We start from the raw sequence: 20,587 nt of genomic DNA on the forward strand, positions 1-20,587 counted from the left end.
CCCTTGGCACCCAAACAGGGGCCAACCTTCACGTCACCAATTCACCGGCTTACGCAATACCATCAGTGCCGGACTTTAGACGCTTGCCGAGCGGGATTCTCTCCGATTCCGGAACCCCCTGCGGCGTTTTTATAAAGCGCCCGCTGTGGCCAAACTAGGGCTTTTGCGGCGGGACGGAAAAACCCTTTCAATTCGACGATCCCCCGGTCGTCAATTTGACGATCCCGGGGTCGTCAATTTGACGATCCCGCCGTGGCCATCCGCTTGGTCAAGAACCCGTCGATGGCCTGCGCCATCGAGCCCACGGCACGCGACCGCCAGCCCTCGGAGACCAGATGCTCGAGGTCGCCCTTATTGGAGACATAACCGATCTCGACCAGCACCGAGGGCACGTCAGGCGCTTTCAGCACCCGGAAGCCCGCCGACTTCAGGGGATGCTTGTGCATCCGCACCGTCGACTTCATCTCGCCCATCAGAAGACGGGCGAAACGGTTTGAAAAGGTGCGGGTTTCCCGCTGCGTGAGGTCGATCAGGATGTCGGCGACGTCGGTCGGCTCCTCGGCGAGGTTGAAGCCGGCGATCGCGTCCGCTCGATTTTCTGCGTCCGCCAGCCGCTGGGCCTCGGCGTCGGATGCCTTGTCCGACAGCGTATAGATGGTCGCGCCCTGCGCATCGCCCTCGGCACGGGGCAGCGCATCGGCATGAATGGAGACGAACAAGGCGGCCTTCAGATTCCGGGCGATCTTGGTGCGGTCATTGAGGGGAATGAAGGTGTCGTCGTTCCGCGTCATGACCACACGGTATTTGCCGGCCTTCTCCAGCTTGTCGCGGAGCGCCAGTCCAAAGGCCAGCACCAGGTTCTTCTCGCTCTCGCCGCTCGACTGCGTGCCGTTGTCGATGCCGCCATGACCGGGATCGATCACGACCACCGGGCGGCCATCGGCCTTCTGCTGCGCCGTATCAGGGGTTGTCGTCGCGGGAGCGGTTGCGGGCTGCGCCTCGGCGATCGTGGGCCGCAGTTCGGGGCGATTTTCGGGTGCGAGCGACTGCACGAAGGCCGTCCGGTCGACCTCCTCCAGCTCCAGCACGAGCCGAGCCGGCTGGCCGTTGGCCGCCTCCAGCACATAGGAATTGGCGATCCGGGCCGGTCCCGTCAGGTCGAACACGATTCGCGAGCCGCCGGGCATGACGAGCCCGTAGCGGAAGGCCTTCACCAGGCCGCGCCCCCCGACCCCCGTGCCCGCGGGCAGCTGAAAATTGACCTGCGGCACGTCAACGACGACCCGGTACGGGTCCGCGAGCGTGACCGCACGGAAGGTGACGGTCTGGTCGATGTCGAGAATGAAGCGTGTCTGCTTGCCATCGCCGGCCAGCCGGGCGGCCGAGGCGACTGGAAAATTCGCTACCGCAACAGTGGGTTGCGGCTGGCTTTCCGCGGCGCTCAAGCGTGAGGAATCAGCGCACGGCAACGCCGCGGCGCACAGAAGTGCGCATCCCAGCAAAACCCGTTGATTTGTGCGGCTCGCCACCGATTCCGTGCCTCCGAGCAGCCCTTTTAACGCAATAGAACCACAGGGTTAATCGATCCTTAATGACAGAAACGCGAAACTCGCTGACTGTGACCGCCGTGCGACGCTCCCTTGCACCGATGGCTCATTCCTCGTATGTACGGAATGCTGACGGCCGATATTTCCGGTTGTGTCGCATTCAGCCTCCCGGTGCAGCGCCGGAACTCTCAAGGTTTGGGAATTCCAGCGTTTTCCGTTCCCCTCTAAGACCAGCGCGGTGCGCGGCAGCGAGGTGGAGCGGGTCAAGCGCCGGCGGCGGACGGTCCTGGGTTACCTCTCGCGTTACCTGGACAGTTCTGACAGCGACGTAACCCATTACCCGGTCCCTTGATCCCAGGGGAGCGGTTCGTGATCCCCAAGGCGAGCGCGCTCGCGCCATGCCTGGCCAGCAGCAACTGATTGAAGGGCGGCCTCGCCGCCCAATGTTTCATACGGGCCGACGCTTGATGCGCCAGACTGTGCCGACGAATTCTGAAGGATCATTCGCGACGCTGCGGAGTGAAAATCCCGCGCGCCGCCTTGATCCTGAAGCTTCCGGTTCGGCAAGGCGCGAGAGACGGCGTTTCGGCCTTCCCCTCACCCCCGAATCAGGTGGACCGTCGCGTCACCCGGCAGCGCAGCTCGCGCCCACGGTGAATCGCGCCCGCCGCCGCCAAGAGTTAAGACATGCCCAACAAGATGTTGATCGATGCCACCCACCCGGAAGAGACCCGGGTCGTCGTGGTCCGCGGCAATCGCGTCGAAGAGTTTGATTTCGAGACCGCGCAACGCAAGCAACTGCGCGGGAATATCTACCTCGCCAAGGTCACAAGGGTCGAACCCTCGCTCCAGGCCGCCTTCGTCGAATATGGCGGCAACCGCCACGGCTTCCTCGCCTTCAGCGAAATCCATCCCGACTACTACCAGATCCCGGTTGCCGACCGGCAGGCGCTGATCGAGGCCGAGGAACAGGCCCATCGCGAGGCCGAGGAAGAGAGCGAGAACCGCTCCCACGGCCGCCGCCGTTCGCGCCACCGCAACGCCCGCCGCCGCGGTCATGGCGAGCGCGTGCGCAGCGACATCGTCGAAGGCGCAGATCCGGCGGCCCAACCGATCGAAGGCGCGGCGCTGCCGGAGCATGCCGAGGGCGCCCTGCACGAAGGCGAGCATCTGCACGCCGACGCGGAGCATCACGGCGAGCACGAAGCTCACGATCACCACGATCATGACCATGGCGAGCATGATCACGACGATCATCATGCCCATGATGACGGGCACCATCACGCTCACGATCATGACCATGGTCACGACGGCGAGCATGATCATCACGACCACGATCACGCCGATGACACGCCCGCGCCTGTCGCAACGATTGGCGCCGAGCCCGTGGTCGCTGCCGAACTGCAGGAGACCGCCGCCCCCGAAGCGCATGCGGAAGCTCTGGCTGAGGCCGTGACCTCCGCCGCCGAGCCGGCCGATGCCGTGTATGCAGCGGGCGAGAGCGCCGAGACGCCGCATGCCGAGGCTGCGGAAACGACCGGCGAAGACGACGAGGACGAAGACGAAGACGGCGAGGAAGCCGAAGAGGAAGTCGTTGAATCCGTCGGCGGCGACGACGTGCTGGAGGAAGTGCCGGAGCGCACTTTCCGCCCGCGCCGCCAGTACAAGATCCAGGAAGTCATCAAGCGCCGCCAGGTGATGCTGGTGCAGGTCGTCAAGGAAGAGCGCGGCAACAAGGGCGCGGCGCTGACCACCTACCTCTCGCTCGCCGGCCGCTATGCCGTGTTGATGCCGAACACCGCCCGCGGCGGCGGCATCAGCCGCAAGATCACCAGCGCTCAGGACCGTTCGCGCCTGAAGGAAGTGGTGCAGGATCTGGACGTGCCCGAGGGCATGGGCATCATCCTGCGCACCGCCGGCGCCGCCCGCACCAAGCCCGAGATCAAGCGCGACTTCGAATATCTGATCCGGATGTGGGAGACGGTTCGCGACCTGACGCTGAAGTCGCAGGCCCCCACCCTCGTCTACGAGGAAGGCTCGCTGATCAAGCGCTCGCTGCGCGACCTCTACAACAAGGAGATCGACGAGATCTCGGTTGCCGGTGAAGCCGGTTACCGCGAAGCCCGCGACTTCATGAAGATGCTGATGCCCGCCAATGTCAGCGCGGTGAAGCAGTATCGGGACGGCCAGCCGCTGTTCTCGCGCATGGGCGTCGAGAGCCAGCTCGACGCGATGTTCTCACCGACAGTGCAGCTGCGCTCCGGCGGCTACATCGTGATCAACCAGACCGAGGCGCTGGTCTCGATCGACGTCAACTCGGGACGATCGACCCGCGAGCACCATATCGAGGACACCGCGCTCAAGACCAATCTGGAAGCGGCCGAAGAGGTCGCCCGCCAGCTTCGCCTGCGCGACCTCGCCGGCCTGATCGTCATCGACTTCATCGACATGGACGAGAAGCGCAACAACCGTGCGGTCGAGCGCAAGCTGTCCGATTGCCTGCGGCAGGACCGCGCCCGCATTCAGGTCGGCCGCATCTCGCATTTCGGCCTGCTCGAGATGTCGCGCCAGCGCATCCGCGCCAGCGTGCTCGAGAGCTCGACCGATCCGTGCCCGCATTGCGGCGGCACCGGCCATGTCCGTTCGGTGTCTTCGGTAGCGCTGCAGCTGCTGCGCGGCCTCGAAGAGATCCTGATGAAGGGCGCGACCCACAATCTCGTGGTCCGCACCCGCACCGACGTCGCGCTCTATGTGCTGAACCACAAGCGCGGCCATCTGCGCGATCTCGAGAACGGCTTCAAGGTGACGCTGTCGGTCATCGCCGACGCGAGCGTCAGCGGACCGCAGGCCTATCTCATCGACCGCGGCGAGCAGGTGCATACGCTGGAAGCCGCCAAGGCCCTACTGGTGGCGCAGGCGGCAGCAAGCCCGCCGCCGATCGTTGAAGAAGCTTATGACGACGAGGAATTCGATTCCGAACTCGAATCCGAGGTCGAAACCGAGGAGACCGAAGGTCTCACCGAGGAGCAGGCTGCGGGCGAGGCAGCCTCCGACCAGGACGGCCAGCGCCGCAAGCGCCGCCGTCGCCGGCGCGGCCGCGGTGGCCAGCGCGACGGCGAGTTGCGTGAGGATAGCCCCGCGACCCTTCCCGAGGCGGCCGTTGCGGCCGGCGAAGGCGAAGAGGATGCCGAGTCCGAGCAGGATGGCGAAGAAGGCGAGGAACAGGCGGTCCGGGGCGAGCAGCAGGGCAGCGGTGATCGCCGCCGCCGGCGTGGTCGCCGCGGCGGACGCCGTCGGCGTGGCGGCAGCGAGGACGGTCTCGCCGGCTCCATCAGCGACGAGCTCGCGGCCAATGCGCCGCCGGAAGCGTCCGACGCAGTCGCCGATTTCGACGGCTTCGGCGGCGAGGCTGCGCCCTCGATTGCCCAGGCCGAACACACCGCTGAGCATGAGGTCTCGCAGCCCGAGCCGCGCGTCGAGGTGCAGACCGAGGCGGTGCCGGCCCAGCCTCAGCCGATTGCCGCTGAGGAAGAGCCCGCCGACGACAAGGCCGCGCGGCGCCGCTCCACGGTCCGGGAAAAAGTGAGCTTCCTGTCGAGCAGCCCGAGCGAGCCGGCGGCCCCGGTTGCGCAGGCGCCCGAGCCGGCCGTCCCGCCGGCAGCTCAACCCGTGCCGGAACCGGCAAGCGAAACGCCGGCCGCGCCACGCCGCGCCGGCTGGTGGTCGCGCCGCTTCGGCGGCGGTGAATAAAGCCGAACACTCAAGAGAAAACGCCCGGGTCAAGCCGGGCGTTTTTTGATTTGGCGAGGTCAGTTCCAATGCAAAGCGCAATCGTTCTCGGCGGCGGCATGATCGGCGTGAGCGCGGCGCTGCACCTCCAGCAGCGCGGCTGGGCCGTCACGCTCGTCGACCGCAGGGAGCCGGGCCGCGAGACCAGCTACGGCAATGCCGGGATGATCCAGGCGGAAGCGGTCCGCCCCTATCCGATGCCGCGCGACCTTGCGACGCTGCTGAAGATCGCGACCGGCCGCACCAACGACGTGCGCTACAGTCTGTCGTCGCTTCATCTCCATATCGAGCCCCTGCTCCGCTACTGGTGGCATTCGGCGCCGAAGCGTCATCGCGAGGCGGTCGACGCGTGGGCGCGGCTGATCGCTTACGCGACGAGCGAGCACGACATCCTCATTCGCGAGGCCCATGCCGACAATCTCATCCGCCGCGCCGGCTATCGCATGCTGCATCGCGATGCCGCTTCGTTCGATCTGGCGATCAAGACGGCGGAAGAAGACCGGCGCGAGTTCGGCGTGAATTTTCGCGTGCTCTCCGGCAAGGAGCTCGCGAGAGCCGAGCCGGTCCTGCGCGACGATCTTCCCGGCGCGATTCATTGGCTCGACACCTGGACCGTGTCCGATCCCGGCGCGCTGGTCACGGCCTATGCCGAGCTGTTCGAGCGCCGCGGCGGCACCATTGTGCTCGGCGATGCACAATCGCTGCAGCAGACCGCGACCGGCTGGTCGGTCGACACGGACCAGGGGCGTCTCGACGCCGCCCACGCCGTCGTGACCCTCGGGCCGTGGTCGCCCGATCTCCTCCACAAATTCGGCTATCGCATTCCCCTGGTGCGCAAGCGCGGCTACCACATGCATTACAGCGGCGGCGCGTCGCTCGACCTGCCGCTGATCGACAAGGCCGGCGGCTATGCCATGGGGCCGATGGCCAAGGGCATTCGCATCACCACCGGAGCCGAGCTGACGAGCCCGGATGCGCTCGCGACGCCCGTGCAGCTTGCCAGTGCGGAAGCATCCGCACGCGAGCTGATCAACCTCGGCAAGCGCGTCGAGCCGGATCCGTGGTTCGGCACCCGCCCCTGCACGCCCGACATGCTGCCGGTGCTCGGGCAAGCTCCGCAGCATCCCGGCCTCTGGATGAATTTCGGCCACGGCCACCAGGGCTTTACCCTCGGACCCGCGACGGGGCGCCTGCTCGCGGAGATGATGAGCGGCGAGACGCCCGCGATCGATCCGACGCCGTACCGGCCGGAGCGGTTCTAGCCCAAAGAAAAAGGGCTGATCGAGGATCTCGACCAGCCCTATGACTTCAAAGTCCGACAGCGCAGCTCGCGCCGTCGGATCCTGATCAGTCCGTCGTGATCGCCGTTTCCATGTCGGTCGGATCGATCTGCTTGGAGAGGTTGGCGTTGAGCTTGTCGCGGTCGAGCTCACCCTCCCACCAGGCGACGATCACACAGGCGACGCCGTTGCCGCACAGATTGGTCAGCGCGCGGCACTCGCTCATGAACTTATCGATGCCGAGCACGATCGCCATGCCCGGCACGAGGCGCGGATCGACCACGGCCAGCGTCGCCGCCAGCGTGATGAAGCCCGCACCGGTGATGCCGGAAGCGCCCTTCGAGGTCAGCATCGCCACGACCAGGATGGTCAATTGCTGGCTGAAGCTGAGATCGTAGCCGAGCGCCTGTGCGATGAAGAGCGTCGCCAGCGTCATGTAGATGTTGGTGCCGTCGAGGTTGAACGAGTACCCCGTGGGCACCACGAGTCCGACCACCGACTTGGAGCAGCCGAGCCGCTCCAGCTTTTCCATCAGGGACGGCAGCGCGCTTTCCGAGGACGAGGTGCCGAGCACGATCAGCAATTCGTCCTTGATGTAGGCCAGGAACTTGAAGATCGAGAAGCCTGCCAGGCGCGCGATGATGCCGAGCACGACGAAAACGAACAGCGCCGCAGTGAGGTAGAAGGTGGCGATCAGCCCGACCAGGTTGAGGATAGCGCCGGTGCCGAACTTGCCGATCGTGTAGGCCATCGCACCGAACGCACCGATCGGCGCCGCGCGCATCACGATGGAGATGACGCCGAACACGGCATGGGCGGCATCATCGATGAAGCTGCGGATGGTGTGGCCGCGCTCGCCGAGGCTCATGATCGCGAAGCCGAACAGCACCGAGAACAGCAGCACCTGGAGGATCTCGCCTTGCGCGAAGGCGCCGACCACGGTGTCCGGAATGATGTGCAGCACGAAGTCGACGGACTTCTGGCCGGCGGCCTGCTTGGCGTAATTTGCAACGGCGGCCTCGTTTGCCGCCGCATTGCCGAAGCCCGCACCCGGCTTGGCGAGATTTCCGACGATGAGACCGATGACCAGCGCGAAGGTCGAGACGACCTCGAAATAGACCAGCGCCTTGACGCCGATGCGGCCGACCTTCTTGGCATCCTGGATGTGGGCGATGCCGGAGACGACGGTGCAGAAGATGATCGGGGCGATCACCATCTTGATCAGCTTGATGAAGCCGTCGCCGAGCGCCTTGATCCATTCGTTGGTGGCAACCGTCGGCCAGAGCCAGCCGACGATGGCGCCGAGCACGATGGCGATCAGCACCTGGACGTAGAGAACCTTGTACCACGGCTTGGCGACGAGCGGCGCGACCGGCGCCCCCGCCATCGTTGTCGTCGTCATCGTTTCACTCCCCCTCAAAACACTGGGCCAGCCAAGATCAACTTGGCCGGCCCTGTCAATTGGAACCGCTTGCTGTTGCGCGTTTTACCGGCGGCGATCGATCAGCCTGCGCGCCGCCGGCATCAACGCCGCGCCAAGCGCGTTCTTGACCAGCGAAGCGGCAATGAACGGCACGATGCCGACCTGCCAGGCCTTCGCAATGCCGAGGCCAAGGCCGAACGCCAACCAGCCGAAGCCGGCGGCCAGAATGACGATATGGCCGACGGCCATCGCTGCGAAAAGCAGCATGACACTGCGATCCCAGCCGCGCTCGGCGAGCCAGCCGGTCACGAAGGCGGCCGCAATGAAACCGAACAGATAGCCCGCAGTCGGGCCAACCAGCGGTGCAATTCCACCCACCGGCCCGGCGAATACCGGCGCGCCAAGCGCGCCTTCGGCGAGGTAGGCGATCATGGTTGCGCTCCCAAGGCGCCAGCCATAGGCGGCGCCGATCATCAGCACCACCAGCGTCTGCAACGTCATGGGCACATAAGGCAGCGGCAGGCTGACCTTGGCTGACAGCGCCATCAACGCAGTGCCGAGCGCAACCAGCACGACGGCGCGCACTGCGCCGACGGTTTCGCCCGGTCGGGTCGGCCACATCAATGCGGCGAGAGGAAAATGCGGTGTGGCAGCGGTCGGGACAGATCGGTCAGACAAGATGAACTCCGGAGGTGGTCGAAAACTGGCGGCTATTTAAGCCAGTGAGCGATCCGGTCAACTGCCTCTCGCATCTCCCCGGGCGAGCGCGCATAGGAAAGACGAATGAACGAGCGGCCGTGAACGGGATCGAAATCGAGCCCGGGCGTAGCCGCGACGCGCGCCTGTTCCAGCATCTGCTTGGCGAACTCGAAACTGTCGGAGGTGAAGTCCGAGACGTCGGCGTAGAGATAAAATGCACCATCGGCGGGCAGGAATTTGCTGAGGCCCGCCTTCGGCAATCCCTCGATCAAAATCCGCCGGTTTTCCTGATAGCCGTGCTTGATCGCCTCCATCTCGGCCGCGCCGTCGAAGGCGGCTTCTGCCGCGATCTGCGACAGCGACGGCACCGAGATCGACAGGTTCTGCTGCAGCCGCTCGATGGGCCGCACCAGAATTTCAGGCACGACCATCCAGCCGACGCGCCAGCCCGTCATGCAGAAATACTTCGAGAACGAGTTGATCACGAGTGCGTGCTCGGACAGCGCGGCCGCGGTGACCGCTGGAAACGCATAATCAAGCCCGTGATAAATCTCGTCCGAGATGAACCGGATGCCGGCATCTTCGGCGGCCGCCATCAAGCCGGCGAGCGCTTCGCGGGACATCATCGTCCCCGTCGGATTGGCGGGGCTGCCGACCAGCACGCCCTTCAGCGGCGCCTTGCGATGCGCCGCGAGCAATGCCTCGCCGGTGAGCGCATGGCGCGTCTCGTTCGTGGTCTCGATCAGCACCGGCTCGCAACCGAGCGCAGTGAGGATATGGCGATAAGGCGGATAGCCCGGCACCGTCACGGCGACGCGGTCGCCAGGCTCGAACATCGACAGGAAGGCCAGGATGAACCCGCCGGAGGAGCCGGTGGTCACCACGATCCTGTCAGGGCTGATGGCACAGCCATAGGCATCGCGATAATGGCGCGCGATGCGCTCGCGCAGACTGGGAATGCCGAGCGCGGAGGTATAATCGATCCGCCCGGCCTCGAGCGCCGCGTGGGCGGCCGCAATCGCGGTGCTGGGCGCCCCCGCCGCGGGCTGGCCGACCTCCATATGGACGACATGGCCGCCGGCGGCCTCGATTCGGGCCGCCGCGGCCATGACGTCCATCACCATGAACGGGGGAACATCGCTGCGGCGGGAGGGCTCGAGCCACTGCCCCAACCGGTTCCTCAATGTCGCATCGTGCATCGATTTCTGCTATTTCGCTGGCGGGCCGGAGCGTCCGGCCCGGGAACGGGGCGCTTGCGCCCCAGACTGGCCGCATTGTACGGCTCATAAGGGTAACGCTCACAAGGGCATATCGCGTATCCGGTTCGCCGCCAATCGCCAAAACCAATCACGAAACTGCTCTCCAGACCGTTTGATGTTTCTCCAGATCGCATTGCGCAAGAAGGCCTCCGCCCTCACCGCCCTCGTTACGGCTGCGGCGATCGCGCTGCTGCCGCTCCCGGCGGCGCGGGCGCAGCAGAAGGGGCCGCCGGTCTTGCGCGACACCGAGACCGAGCAACTGCTGCGCGAATATACGCGCCCGATCCTGCGCGCCGCGGGTCTGGAGAAGCAGAACATCCAGATGGTGATCCTCAACGACGGCTCGTTCAACGCGTTCGTCGCCGACGGCCGCCGCATCTTCGTCAATTACGGCGCGATCCTTCAATCGGAGACCCCGAACCAGATCATCGGCGTGCTCGCGCACGAGACCGGGCATCTGGCCGGTGGCCATCTGTCCAAGCTGCGCGAGCAGCTCGCCGCCGCCCAGACCCAGATGATCATCGCGATGCTGCTCGGCGCAGGCGCGATCGCCGCAGGCAGCACCCAGCGCAGCAGCGCAGGCAACAACGGGCTCGCCAATGCCGGCGCCGCCGCGATCTCGGCTCCCCAGGAGGTGATCCGCCGGACGCTGCTGTCCTATCAGCGCCAGCAAGAGGAGAACGCCGACCGCGCCGGCGTGAAATTCCTGACCGCGACCCAGCAATCGCCGAAGGGCATGTACGAGACCTTCAAGCGCTTCACCAGTGAGAGCCTGTTCGCCGCGCGCGGCGCCGATCCCTATCTCCAATCGCACCCGATGCCGGCCGAGCGCGTCGCCGCGCTTCAGGAATTCGCCAGCTCCAGCTCCTACTGGAACAAGAAGGACGATCCCGCGCTGCAGCTCCGCCACGACATGGTTCGCGCCAAGATCTCCGCGTTCATGGAGCGGCCGGAGACTGTGTACCGCCGCTATCCCCAGACCAACGACAGCATGCCGGCGCGCTATGCCCGCGCCATCAGCACCTATCTGCACGGCGATCTGCGCAGCGCGCTCGCCCAGATCGACGCGCTGATCCAGGTCCAACCCAACAATCCGTACTTCTACGAGGTGCGCGGCCAGGCCCTGTTGGAGAGCGGCAAGGCCGCCGAGGCGATCGCTCCGCTGCGCAAGGCCGCACAGCTTTCCAACAACGCGCCCCTCATCGAGATGTTACTTGGGCAGGCTCTGGTTGGAACCGATAATAAGACCTACACCGACGACGCCGTTCGGATTCTCCGCGCCGCGGTGGCGCGAGAACCCGAGGCGGTGCTCGGCTATACCCAGCTCGCGATGGCCTATGGCCGGAAGGGCGACTATGCCGAAGCGGATCTCGCCTCGGCGCAAGCCGCTTACCTGCGCGGCGACAACAAGACCGCCCGCGAGCTCGCTACGCGCGCGAAAACCCGTTTCGCCGTCGGCACGCCCGGATGGGTCAAGGCCGACGACATCGTGGCGGCGAAGCCGCCGCGCAACTGACGCAACTCGAACGACGCCCGATACCACGACGTCACGACACCGAGCTTAAGTCCGCCGGGACGTATTCCGAAACCTGCTTTGGATAAGAGGATTTACCTATGCCTTCGCTGCGCCTGATTGCTCCCGCGTTGTTTGCGCTCGCCCTGTTCGGCGCAGCCGTGCCCGCGTCGGCCGACAGTTTCTCCGACACCCAGCGCACCGACATCGAGAATATCATCAAGAACTATCTCATCAGCCATCCCGAGGTGCTCGAGGAGGCGATGGCCGAGCTCAGCAAGCGGCAGGCCGCGGCCGAGACGCAGAAGCACGAGGCCAGCATCGCGCAGAATGCGGACGCGATCTTCAACTCGCCGCGCCAGGTCGTGCTCGGCAACAAGGACGGCGACGTCACCTTCGTCGAGTTCTTCGATTACAATTGCGGCTACTGCAAGCGCGCGATGGACGACATGCTCACCCTCATGAAGGCCGATCCGAAGCTGAAGGTGGTGCTGAAGGAATTTCCGGTGCTGAGCCAGGGCTCGGTCGAGGCGGCGCAGGTCGCGGTCGCCGTGCGCATGCAGGACCCCTCCGGCAAGAAATATCTCGACTTCCACCAGAAGCTGCTCGGCGGCCGCGGCGCTGCCGACAAGGCGCGCGCGCTTCAAGCCGCCAAGGAAGCCGGCCTCGACACCGCAAAAATCGAAAAGGACATCGCCAGCCCCGAGGTGCGCGCCACCATCGAGGAGAACTTCAAGCTCGCCGAAGCGATGGGCATGAACGGCACGCCGAGCTATGTCATCGGCAAGCAGATCGTGATTGGCGCCGTCGGCGTCGAAGGCCTCAAGGAAAAGATCGGCATTGCCCGCTGCGGCAAGGCAACCTGCTGATCATACTTTTTACGATCCTGAAACCCCGAAAAGGCCGGCTGGCAAGCCGGCCTTTCTCTTGCGCCGAACGTTCGTGCAAAGTCATTCATCTGGCATTCAACAAACAAATGCCGCGGAACAGGCGAAGTTCCGGAACAACTCAAATCTCCTTTCGTTGTCGGCGCACGGGCAATGACGCAAAGAAACACGTGAGGAGAATTCGATGTTGAACCGCTTTATGATTTCTGTCGCCGCAGTCGCCCTGGTCGCGGGCGCCGGTCTGGCGAACGCACAAGACAAGGGCCGTGACAGCGGCGCTGGCTCGCAGCAGATGCAGCACTCGCAGCCCTCCGGCGGCGCCGCCGAGCGCGGCTCGACGGGCCGCGATTCCATGAGCCATGACAAGGGCACCGTCGGCCAGGCCGGTGGCGCTGGCACCATGAAGTCCGATCGGCCTTCCGAGGACAAATCCGGCGCGATGAAGGACGAGCGCCCGGGCGGCGCGATGAACAAGAACGCGGCCGAGGACAAGGCCGGCGCCACCAAGGGCCAGCGCACTGACGAACGCGCGCAGGACAAGTCCCAGCAGGACAAGTCGAAGAGCATGAGCTCGGATTCGACGACGAAGTCTGACCCCGCCAAGTCTGCCAAGGACATGAAGGCCGAGGACAACAAGGCCGGCGGCGCCGCCAAGACCAATAATGCGGCTACGACCGACAAGTCCCAGACCACGACCGGCACCGCCTCCGCGACGGCTTCCGCGCCGCCGGCCGAAAAGCGGACTGAAATCTCGACGGCGATCAAGTCGACCAAGATCGAAGAGACGACGAACGTCAACTTCAACATCTCGGTCGGCACCGCGATCCCGGCCTCCGTTCGAGTCCATCCGCTTCCGCCCCGGATCGTGGAGATCTACCCGGAGTGGCGTGGCTATGAGGTGATTTTCGTCCGCGGTCAGTACGTGATCGTCCGTCCGCAGACGCGCGAAATCGTCTACATCATCGAAGGCTAAGCTGCTTCGCTGAAGCCCAAATGGGCCCTTGCCGAGAGATCGGCAGGGGCCTTTGGCCGATGCGACGCCCTCCCCTGCGAGCCTCCCTCCGGCAGCCACGATTAGAACTGGTTAACAAGCAATTTCCGTAGCTTCCGCACAGGTTTTTGCACCGGGGATGAGCTACCTGAAGCCCCTTGGGAGGCCCTTCAAGGCTTCCCCTAGGCCGCTTTGTTACCTATAACCCCGCCACGCCGAGCACCTCTTCCCGGGATTGGAATGGCAGAACCTGCAACCGATACGATCCTCGTCCTCAACGGGCCGAACCTCAACATGTTGGGGACCCGCGAGCCCGAGAAGTACGGCCACGCCACGCTGGCCGACGTCGAGGCACTGTGCCGGGAGACCGCGGCAACGTACGGCCTCAAGGCCGATTGCCGGCAGTCCAACCGCGAGGGCGAGTTGATCGACTTCATTCACGAGGCGCATGCGCGCAAGATGAAGGGTATCATCGTCAATGCAGGTGGCTATTCGCACACCTCGATCGCGCTGCACGACGCGCTGCTCGCGGTGCAGATCCCGACGGTCGAAGTGCACGTGACCAACATCCACGCCCGCGAGAGCTTTCGTCACCACTCCTACACCGCACGCGCGGCTTTCGCCTCGCTCTGCGGTTTCGGCATCGAGGGCTATCGCCTCGCCATCCAGGGCCTTGCCGCCAAGCTTGCCATCAAGCCCAAAGCCTGAAGCCCCCTTCATCAAACAGAACATTCGGATCAAAGAACATGGCGCGCCCGCCAGACGACAAAGCAGCCGCAAAGTTTTCCAGCGAGGATTCCGCGCTCATCCGCGAGCTCGCTTTGCTGCTCGATGAGACCAGCCTCACCGAGATCGAGATCGAACGTGCGGGCCTGCGCCTGCGCGTCGCCCGCAACGTCAGCGTTGCCGCGACCATGCCGATGCAGATGGCAGCCGCTCCCGCCGCCCTGCCGGTCGCCTCCGCCGTGCCTGCCGCCGCCGGTCCCGACCTGTCGAAGCATCCTGGCGCTGTCTCCTCGCCGATGGTCGGCACCGCCTATTGGGCACCGGAGCCCGGCGCCAAGCCGTTCATCGAGGTCGGCAGCAAGGTCTCGGTCGGACAGACCCTGCTGATCATCGAAGCCATGAAGACCATGAACCAGATCCCTTCGCCGCGCGCCGGCACGGTGACGCAGATCCTGGTCGAGGACGGTCAGCCGGTCGAGTACGGCGAGCCGCTCGTCATCATTGAGTGAGGGACTGGCGAATAGCGAGGAGCGAATAGTTACTCTTCCCTGTTCGCCAATCGCTATTCCCCGTTCGCCCCCTGAGGCACCATGTTCGACAAGATCCTCATAGCCAATCGCGGCGAGATTGCCCTTCGCATCCTCAGGGCCTGCAAGGAGCTCGGCATCGCCACCGTCGCCGTGCACTCCACCGCCGACGCCGATGCCATGCATGTGCGCCTGTCGGACGAAAGCGTCTGCATCGGACCGCCGGCATCCAAGGACAGCTATCTCAACGTGCCCGCGTTGCTCGCGGCCTGCGAGATCACCGGGGCCGATGCCGTGCATCCCGGTTACGGCTTCCTGTCCGAGAATGCCCGCTTTGCGGAGATCCTCGCCGAGCACAATCTGCATTTCATCGGCCCCAAGGCCGAGCACATCCGCCTGATGGGCGACAAGATCGAGGCAAAGAAGACCGCCAAGAAGCTCGGCATCCCCGTGGTGCCCGGCTCCGACGGTGCGGTCGGTCCCGATGACGACGCGCTGGCGATCGCCAAAAAGATCGGCTTTCCGGTACTGGTGAAGGCGGCGGCCGGCGGCGGTGGCCGCGGCATGAAGGTCGCGCAGAGCGAGGTCGACCTTCAGGTGGCGCTGTCGACGGCCGCCAACGAGGCCAAATCCGCCTTCGGCGATGCCTCGGTCTATCTGGAGAAATACCTCCAGAAGCCGCGTCACATCGAAATCCAGATTCTCGGCGACGGCCGCGGCGGCGCGATCCATCTCGGCGAGCGTGACTGCTCGCTGCAACGCCGCCACCAGAAGGTCTGGGAAGAAGGCCCCTCGCCTGTCCTTGCCGCCGCCGCGCGCGCCAAGATCGGCGAGACCTGCGCCAAGGCGATGCGCGAGATGAAATATCTCGGCGTCGGCACCATCGAGTTCCTGTTCGAGGACGGCGAGTTCTACTTCATCGAGATGAACACCCGCATCCAGGTCGAGCATCCCGTCACCGAGAGCATCACCGACATCGACCTCGTGCTGGAGCAGATCCGCATCGCCGCGGGCGGCGATTTGCCGGCAAGGCAGGAAGAGGTCCAGGTCATCGGCCATGCGATCGAGTGCCGCATCAACGCCGAAAATCCCCAGACCTTCCGGCCCTCGCCCGGCCGCATACTGCAATACCATCCGCCCGGTGGACTCGGCGTCCGCATCGATTCCGCGGTCTACCAGGGCTACACGATCCCGCCCTATTACGATTCCCTGGTCGGCAAGCTCATCGTGCACGGCAAGACCCGCGCCGAATGCCTGATGCGGCTACGCCGGGCGCTGGACGAGATGGTGGTGGAAGGCATCGAGACCACGCTGCCGCTGTTCCGCGCGCTGGTCCGTGAAGACGACATCATCAACGGCGATTATCACATCCACTGGCTGGAACAGTATCTGGCCGGCAAGACGGAACCCGCTCCGCGATAAATCCACTTGCGTCGTGGAACCCTTTGGGCCTTATCGCGTTCTCGACGCGGGGACAGTCCAAGGGGGCGTTTTGACTTCCGCTGAACGTGACAGAGCGAGGCCGTCGTGACGGCCGAGGCCCAACGACGGCGCGCATTTTGGCAGATCCTGCTGATCTCGGCGGGCCTCCTGATTCTGACTGTGATCAGCGCCGGCTCGGTCTACCTCGTCAACAAGGCGCGGGACGACAGCAAATGGGTGGTTCACACCATCGAGGCGGAGAGCCAAATCAACGCCCTGCTGCTCGAAATCCGCCGCGCCGAGAGCAGCGCCCGCGGCTTTCTCCTGACGCAGGGACCGGATTTCCAGTCGGACCACGAGAAGGCCGTCGCAGCGATCATTCCGGCACTCGATAAGCTCACGCGCCAGATCGGCGACAATCCGGCGCAACGCGACAGCATCGAGAAGCTGAGTGCGGCGATTGCGACCCGGCTCGACCAGTTTTCGCGCGAGATGAAGTTCGTGAAGGAGGGCCAACCGGAGAGGGCCACGGCGCTGATCCGCGAGGCCGCGGCCGGCAACACCACGACGACGATCACCAACTTGGCCAACGCGATGATCCGCGAAGAGGAGCGGCTGTTCCGGGTTCGAACCGCCAACTCCGACCGGAGTCAGACCCTGGCTGCATCGATGACCGGCATCGGCTCCGGCCTCGTCGTGCTGCTGGCCCTGATCTCGACCTGGCTGGTGCGGCGCTCGGCCCGCGCCCGTGACGAGGCCGAAGCGCGCCTGCGCGATGCCAACGTCAACCTGGAGTCCGTCGTCGACGAGCGCACCGCGGACCTGCGCGAGGCCAACGCAGAGATCCAGCGCTTTGCCTATATCGTCAGCCACGATCTGCGCTCGCCGCTCGTCAACATCATGGGCTTCACCAGCGAGCTCGAAGAGCTCAGCGGCGATGTCTTCCGCCGCCTCGGCAGCCTCACCCAAGTCCCCGCCGGCGGGCCGCCGCTGGCGCCTGGCGCGCCCGGCGAGATCGTGCTCGAAGGCGCCGACAAGCAGCTCTCGGAGGATTTTTCCGAAGCGCTCGGCTTCATCAAGACGTCGATCGCCAAGATGGACCGGCTGATTTCGGCCATCCTCAACCTCACCCGCGAGGGCCGACGCGAATTCCAGCCGGTGAAGATCGACACCAGCGAGCTGATCGAGGCCATCGTGTCGACGTTGGCGCACCAGGCCGCCGAGGCACAGGCCCAGATTCACCTCGAGCCCCTGCCTGACATCGTCAGCGACCGGCTCGCACTCGAGCAGATCTTCTCCAATCTGATCGACAATGCGATCAAGTACCTGAAGCGCGGGGTGCCCGGCGAAATCAGAATTCGCGGGCGGACCAAACTCGGCTACGCTATCTTCGAGATCAGCGACAATGGCCGCGGCATCGATCCGAAGGATCATCAGCGGATATTCGACCTGTTCCGCCGCGCGGGAACCCAGGACAAGCCCGGCCAGGGCATTGGTCTTGCGCATGTGCGTGCACTTGTGCGTCGCCTCGGCGGCACCATGTCGGTATCATCGGAACTGGACGCGGGCAGCACCTTCACGATCACGCTGCCGATCGCCTGGAATGTGAGCAACCGGAACGCAGATCGATGACCCAGCCTGTCACCATCATCATGATCGAGGACGACGAGGGCCACGCCCGCCTGATCGAGCGCAACATCCGCCGCTCGGGAGTCAATAACGAGATCGTCTCGTTTCCCAACGGCACGGACGCGATGCAGCATCTGTTCGGCGCCGACGGCAGCGGGCTCGTGCAGAAGGGCAACGCGCTGCTGATCCTGCTCGACCTCAACCTGCCCGACATGACCGGGATCGACATCCTGAGGCAGATCAAGGAAAACAAATATCTGAAGGCTTCGCCCGTGGTGGTGCTGACCACCACCGACGATTCCCAGGAAATCAAGCGTTGCTACGAGCTCGGCTGCAACGTCTACATCACCAAGCCCGTCAACTACGAGAATTTCGCCAATGCCATCCGGCAGCTTGGCCTGTTCTTCTCGGTCATCCAGGTCCCTCCCGCCGCCCCATGAACCAGCGCACGCCAACACTGCTCTACATCGACGACGATAGCGCGCTGGCGCGCCTGGTCGATCGCGGCCTGACGCGGCGCGGCTACAGGGTCGTCCATGCCGCGAGCGGCGAGGAAGGCCTGGAGCGCATCCGCCGCGCCGCGGTTGAGGGCGGCATCGACGTGGTGGCGCTCGACCAGTACATGCCCGGCCTCGACGGGCTGGAGACGCTGGAGCAGATCATGGCGATCCCGGGTGCGCCGCCCGTGGTGTTCGTCACGGCCTCGCAGGATTCCAGCATCGCCGTCACCGCGCTGAAGGCCGGCGCGGCCGATTATCTCGTCAAGGACGTCACGGGCGATTTCATCCCCCTGCTCCACGTCGCAACCGAGGGCGCGCTGCGCCAGGCCGAATTGCAGAAGGCACGCGAGGAAGCCGAGGCCGAGATCCATGCCTCGCGCGACCGCTACGCCGCCCTTGCCGCCGAACGCGAGCTGCTGCTGCGCGAGGTCAACCACCGCGTCGGCAACTCGCTCCAGATCATCGCCTCGCTGCTGCACCTCCAGGCAAGCTCCGCCGCGCAGGACGAGGTCAAGGCGGCACTGACCAACGCGATGGGCCGCGTCGCCGCGGTCGCGCAGGTGCACCGCCGCCTCTACACCTCGCAGGATCTGAAGAGCGTGGTCCTGAACCAGTATCTGGACTCGCTGCTCGAGGATCTCCGCCGCTCGGCCGAAGGCAACCGGATGTCGCGCCTGACGCTGAAGGCCGAGCCGATCGAGATCGATCCCGATCGCGCGGTCGCCGTCGGCATCATCGTCAACGAGCTGGTGATGAACGCGGTGAAATACGCCTATCCCGACGGCGCCGGCCCGATCCATGTCGAGCTGCACGCGCAGGGCGACGATGTCCTGCTGTCGATCACCGACGACGGCGTCGGTGACAACGTCAAGGCCGATCCGCGCTCCACCGGCATGGGCCAGCGCATCGTCGCGGCCATGGCCTCCAAGCTCGACGCCACGGTCGAGCGCGATCCCGCCCATTCCGGAACCCGGATCGTGCTAAAATTCGCTCGCATGCCCGCAGCCCCCGGCAGGACCAGCACCGCCGCCGCGAGCTGATCTCGCTGCCCCAACTGCTCACCCCCATCGCAACCGCGTCGCGATCCTGCTATGGTTGCGAACCATGACTTCGCGCGACTCCGCCCCGTCTGAAATCACACCGGCCGTGCTGCTGCGCGCCTATGCCTGCGGCATCTTTCCGATGGCCGAGAGCGCCGAAGATCCGACCCTGTTCTGGGTCGAGCCGGAGCTGCGCGGCGTCATCCCCCTCGATGGATTTCGTGTCGCCTCGCGGCTCGCGCGCACCGTCCGTTCGGATGTGTTTCGCGTAACCGTCAACACCGCATTCAAGGCGACGATCGCCGGCTGCGCCGCGCCGCAGGCCGGACGCGAGGACACCTGGATCAACAAGCGCATCCGTGACCTCTATGGCGGCCTGTACGAGCTCGGCCATTGCCACAGCGTCGAGGCCTGGCAGGGCGAGGACCTCGTCGGCGGGCTGTACGGCGTCAGCCTCGGACGAGCCTTCTTCGGCGAGAGCATGTTCCACACCGCGCGCGATGCCTCCAAGGTCGCTCTGGTGCATCTCGTCGCGCGGCTCATCCATGGCGGCTTCGAGCTGCTCGACACCCAATATGTCACGGAGCATCTGAAGAGCTTTGGCGCGGCCGAGATCTCGCGGCGGCGCTACACCGCGCTGCTCGACAAGGCGCTTGCGGGCGAGCCCGGCGATTTCCTGAAGCTCTCTGCGGGTGAGGCGATCCCGGGCGCACGCGCGCTCGAGATCATCGCCGCGCGGCAATAATCGACAGCCAGGCTTAGCGGCCCAACCCCGGGGGGGGGATTTGGCCTAGCGGCCAAACCCCGGGATACCGAACAGACCCGGCCGCTGCTCCGGCGGCGGAGGCGGCGGCGGTGCCGGTTGCTGCTGCTGGATCGGCGGCAGAGGCTGCGGCGGACGCTGCTGCACCTGCTTCGGCGCGGCCTTCTTCTGCGCGGGCGGCGGCGGAGGTGCGGGCTTGGTCGCGGGATCCGGCGCTGCAGTCGCAATGGTCTGCTGCGGCTCTTTGCAGTCGGTGAGCCAGATGTCGTAGATCGGATGCTCGACGCCGTGCAGGCCCGGGCTTGCCGCGTACATCCAGCCCGAGAAGATCCGCTTCACCTCGCCCTGCAAGGTGATCTCGTCGACTTCGACGAAGGCGTCGGTGTTGGTGGCCTCGGTCGCCGGCCGCGTGTAGCAGGCGTCGGTCTTGACCCTGAGCGCGCCGAACTGGACGGTCTCGCCGATCTCCTCGTCGAAATTGATGATGCGCCCGGTGATCTTGTCGAGCCCGGAGAAGGTCGCCTTCTTGTTCACGATCTTCTGGGCCGGCGGCTCGGTGACGACCTCGTCGCCCGGCTGCAGGCTTGCCGGG

The 20,587-nt window shown here is 65.3% G+C and carries 17 protein-coding genes; 12 read left to right on the plus strand and 5 right to left on the minus strand.

The genetic code is table 11. The features are described from left to right. Positions 1-233: 233 nt before the first annotated feature. The gene (locus XI03_RS06355; protein WP_038946641.1) at positions 234-1,529 is read right to left on the minus strand and encodes an N-acetylmuramoyl-L-alanine amidase; all 1,296 of its coding nucleotides are present in this window, start codon (positions 1,527-1,529) and stop codon (positions 234-236) included. Positions 1,530-2,234: 705 nt separating this feature from the next. Here XI03_RS06355 and XI03_RS06360 point away from each other — a divergent pair. After that, positions 2,235-5,297 (plus strand): Rne/Rng family ribonuclease, encoded by a 3,063-nt coding sequence (locus XI03_RS06360; RefSeq protein WP_271591640.1) that lies wholly within the window; start codon positions 2,235-2,237, stop codon positions 5,295-5,297. Positions 5,298-5,365: 68 nt separating this feature from the next. Continuing rightward, positions 5,366-6,598 carry an NAD(P)/FAD-dependent oxidoreductase gene (locus XI03_RS06365; protein ID WP_271591641.1) on the plus strand — a complete coding sequence of 411 codons (1,233 nt, stop codon included), beginning with the start codon at positions 5,366-5,368 and terminating at the stop codon, positions 6,596-6,598. A gap of 85 nt (positions 6,599-6,683) precedes the next feature. Here XI03_RS06365 and XI03_RS06370 read toward each other — a convergent pair whose 3' ends face one another. From XI03_RS06370 to XI03_RS06380, 3 genes are all read right to left on the minus strand, one after another. Next, positions 6,684-8,018 (minus strand): dicarboxylate/amino acid:cation symporter, encoded by a 1,335-nt coding sequence (locus tag XI03_RS06370; RefSeq protein ID WP_271591642.1) that lies wholly within the window; start codon positions 8,016-8,018, stop codon positions 6,684-6,686. An 84-nt stretch (positions 8,019-8,102) separates the two neighbouring features. Next, positions 8,103-8,660, minus strand: a complete 558-nt coding sequence (locus XI03_RS06375) for a biotin transporter BioY (protein ID WP_028144845.1) — start codon at positions 8,658-8,660, stop codon at positions 8,103-8,105. A gap of 89 nt (positions 8,661-8,749) precedes the next feature. Next, positions 8,750-9,937: a pyridoxal phosphate-dependent aminotransferase gene (locus tag XI03_RS06380; RefSeq protein ID WP_271591643.1), complete on the minus strand. Its 1,188-nt coding sequence runs from the start codon at positions 9,935-9,937 to the stop codon at positions 8,750-8,752. Between the two features lie 175 nt (positions 9,938-10,112). Between XI03_RS06380 and XI03_RS06385 the strand changes: the two genes are divergently transcribed. The 10 genes from XI03_RS06385 to aat all read left to right on the plus strand — a co-directional run bounded on the left by XI03_RS06385 (position 10,113) and on the right by aat (position 19,977). Then, positions 10,113-11,513: a M48 family metalloprotease gene (locus XI03_RS06385; RefSeq protein WP_271591644.1), complete on the plus strand. Its 1,401-nt coding sequence runs from the start codon at positions 10,113-10,115 to the stop codon at positions 11,511-11,513. Between the two features lie 98 nt (positions 11,514-11,611). Next, positions 11,612-12,379, plus strand: coding sequence for a DsbA family protein (locus XI03_RS06390; RefSeq protein ID WP_271591645.1), 768 nt, complete (start codon positions 11,612-11,614; stop codon positions 12,377-12,379). Between the two features lie 202 nt (positions 12,380-12,581). Next, a complete protein-coding gene (locus tag XI03_RS06395; protein WP_271591646.1) occupies positions 12,582-13,370 on the plus strand; it encodes a DUF1236 domain-containing protein in 789 nt (262 codons plus the stop codon). 258 nt (positions 13,371-13,628) lie between these two features. Further along, a complete protein-coding gene (gene aroQ / locus XI03_RS06400; RefSeq protein ID WP_028144850.1) occupies positions 13,629-14,096 on the plus strand; it encodes a type II 3-dehydroquinate dehydratase in 468 nt (155 codons plus the stop codon). A 38-nt stretch (positions 14,097-14,134) separates the two neighbouring features. Further along, positions 14,135-14,623, plus strand: a complete 489-nt coding sequence (accB, locus tag XI03_RS06405; protein WP_271591647.1) for an acetyl-CoA carboxylase biotin carboxyl carrier protein — start codon at positions 14,135-14,137, stop codon at positions 14,621-14,623. Between the two features lie 81 nt (positions 14,624-14,704). Continuing rightward, a complete protein-coding gene (gene accC / locus XI03_RS06410) occupies positions 14,705-16,063 on the plus strand; it encodes an acetyl-CoA carboxylase biotin carboxylase subunit (protein ID WP_028144852.1) in 1,359 nt (452 codons plus the stop codon). A 105-nt stretch (positions 16,064-16,168) separates the two neighbouring features. Further along, on the plus strand, positions 16,169-17,695 hold the full coding sequence (locus XI03_RS06415) for a sensor histidine kinase (protein WP_028144853.1): 1,527 nt from the start codon (positions 16,169-16,171) through the stop codon (positions 17,693-17,695). Then, complete coding sequence (locus XI03_RS06420; protein ID WP_018323001.1) at positions 17,692-18,132, plus strand: response regulator; 441 nt, start codon at positions 17,692-17,694, stop codon at positions 18,130-18,132. The genes XI03_RS06415 and XI03_RS06420 overlap by 4 nt, the downstream gene beginning before the upstream one ends. Beyond that, entirely contained in the window at positions 18,129-19,232 is a 1,104-nt protein-coding gene (locus tag XI03_RS06425; RefSeq protein ID WP_038970183.1) for a sensor histidine kinase, read from the plus strand. The genes XI03_RS06420 and XI03_RS06425 overlap by 4 nt, the downstream gene beginning before the upstream one ends. Before the next feature lie 64 nt (positions 19,233-19,296). Continuing rightward, positions 19,297-19,977, plus strand: coding sequence for a leucyl/phenylalanyl-tRNA--protein transferase (gene aat / locus XI03_RS06430; protein ID WP_028144855.1), 681 nt, complete (start codon positions 19,297-19,299; stop codon positions 19,975-19,977). A 45-nt stretch (positions 19,978-20,022) separates the two neighbouring features. Here aat and XI03_RS06435 read toward each other — a convergent pair. Beyond that, positions 20,023-20,587, minus strand: a 565-nt coding sequence (locus XI03_RS06435; RefSeq protein WP_271591648.1) for a DUF2155 domain-containing protein, incomplete at its 5' end; no start/stop codon positions are given.

Source organism: Bradyrhizobium sp. CCBAU 65884, assembly GCF_028128835.1.
GTDB classification, from domain to species: Bacteria; Pseudomonadota; Alphaproteobacteria; order Rhizobiales; family Xanthobacteraceae; genus Bradyrhizobium; species Bradyrhizobium ottawaense.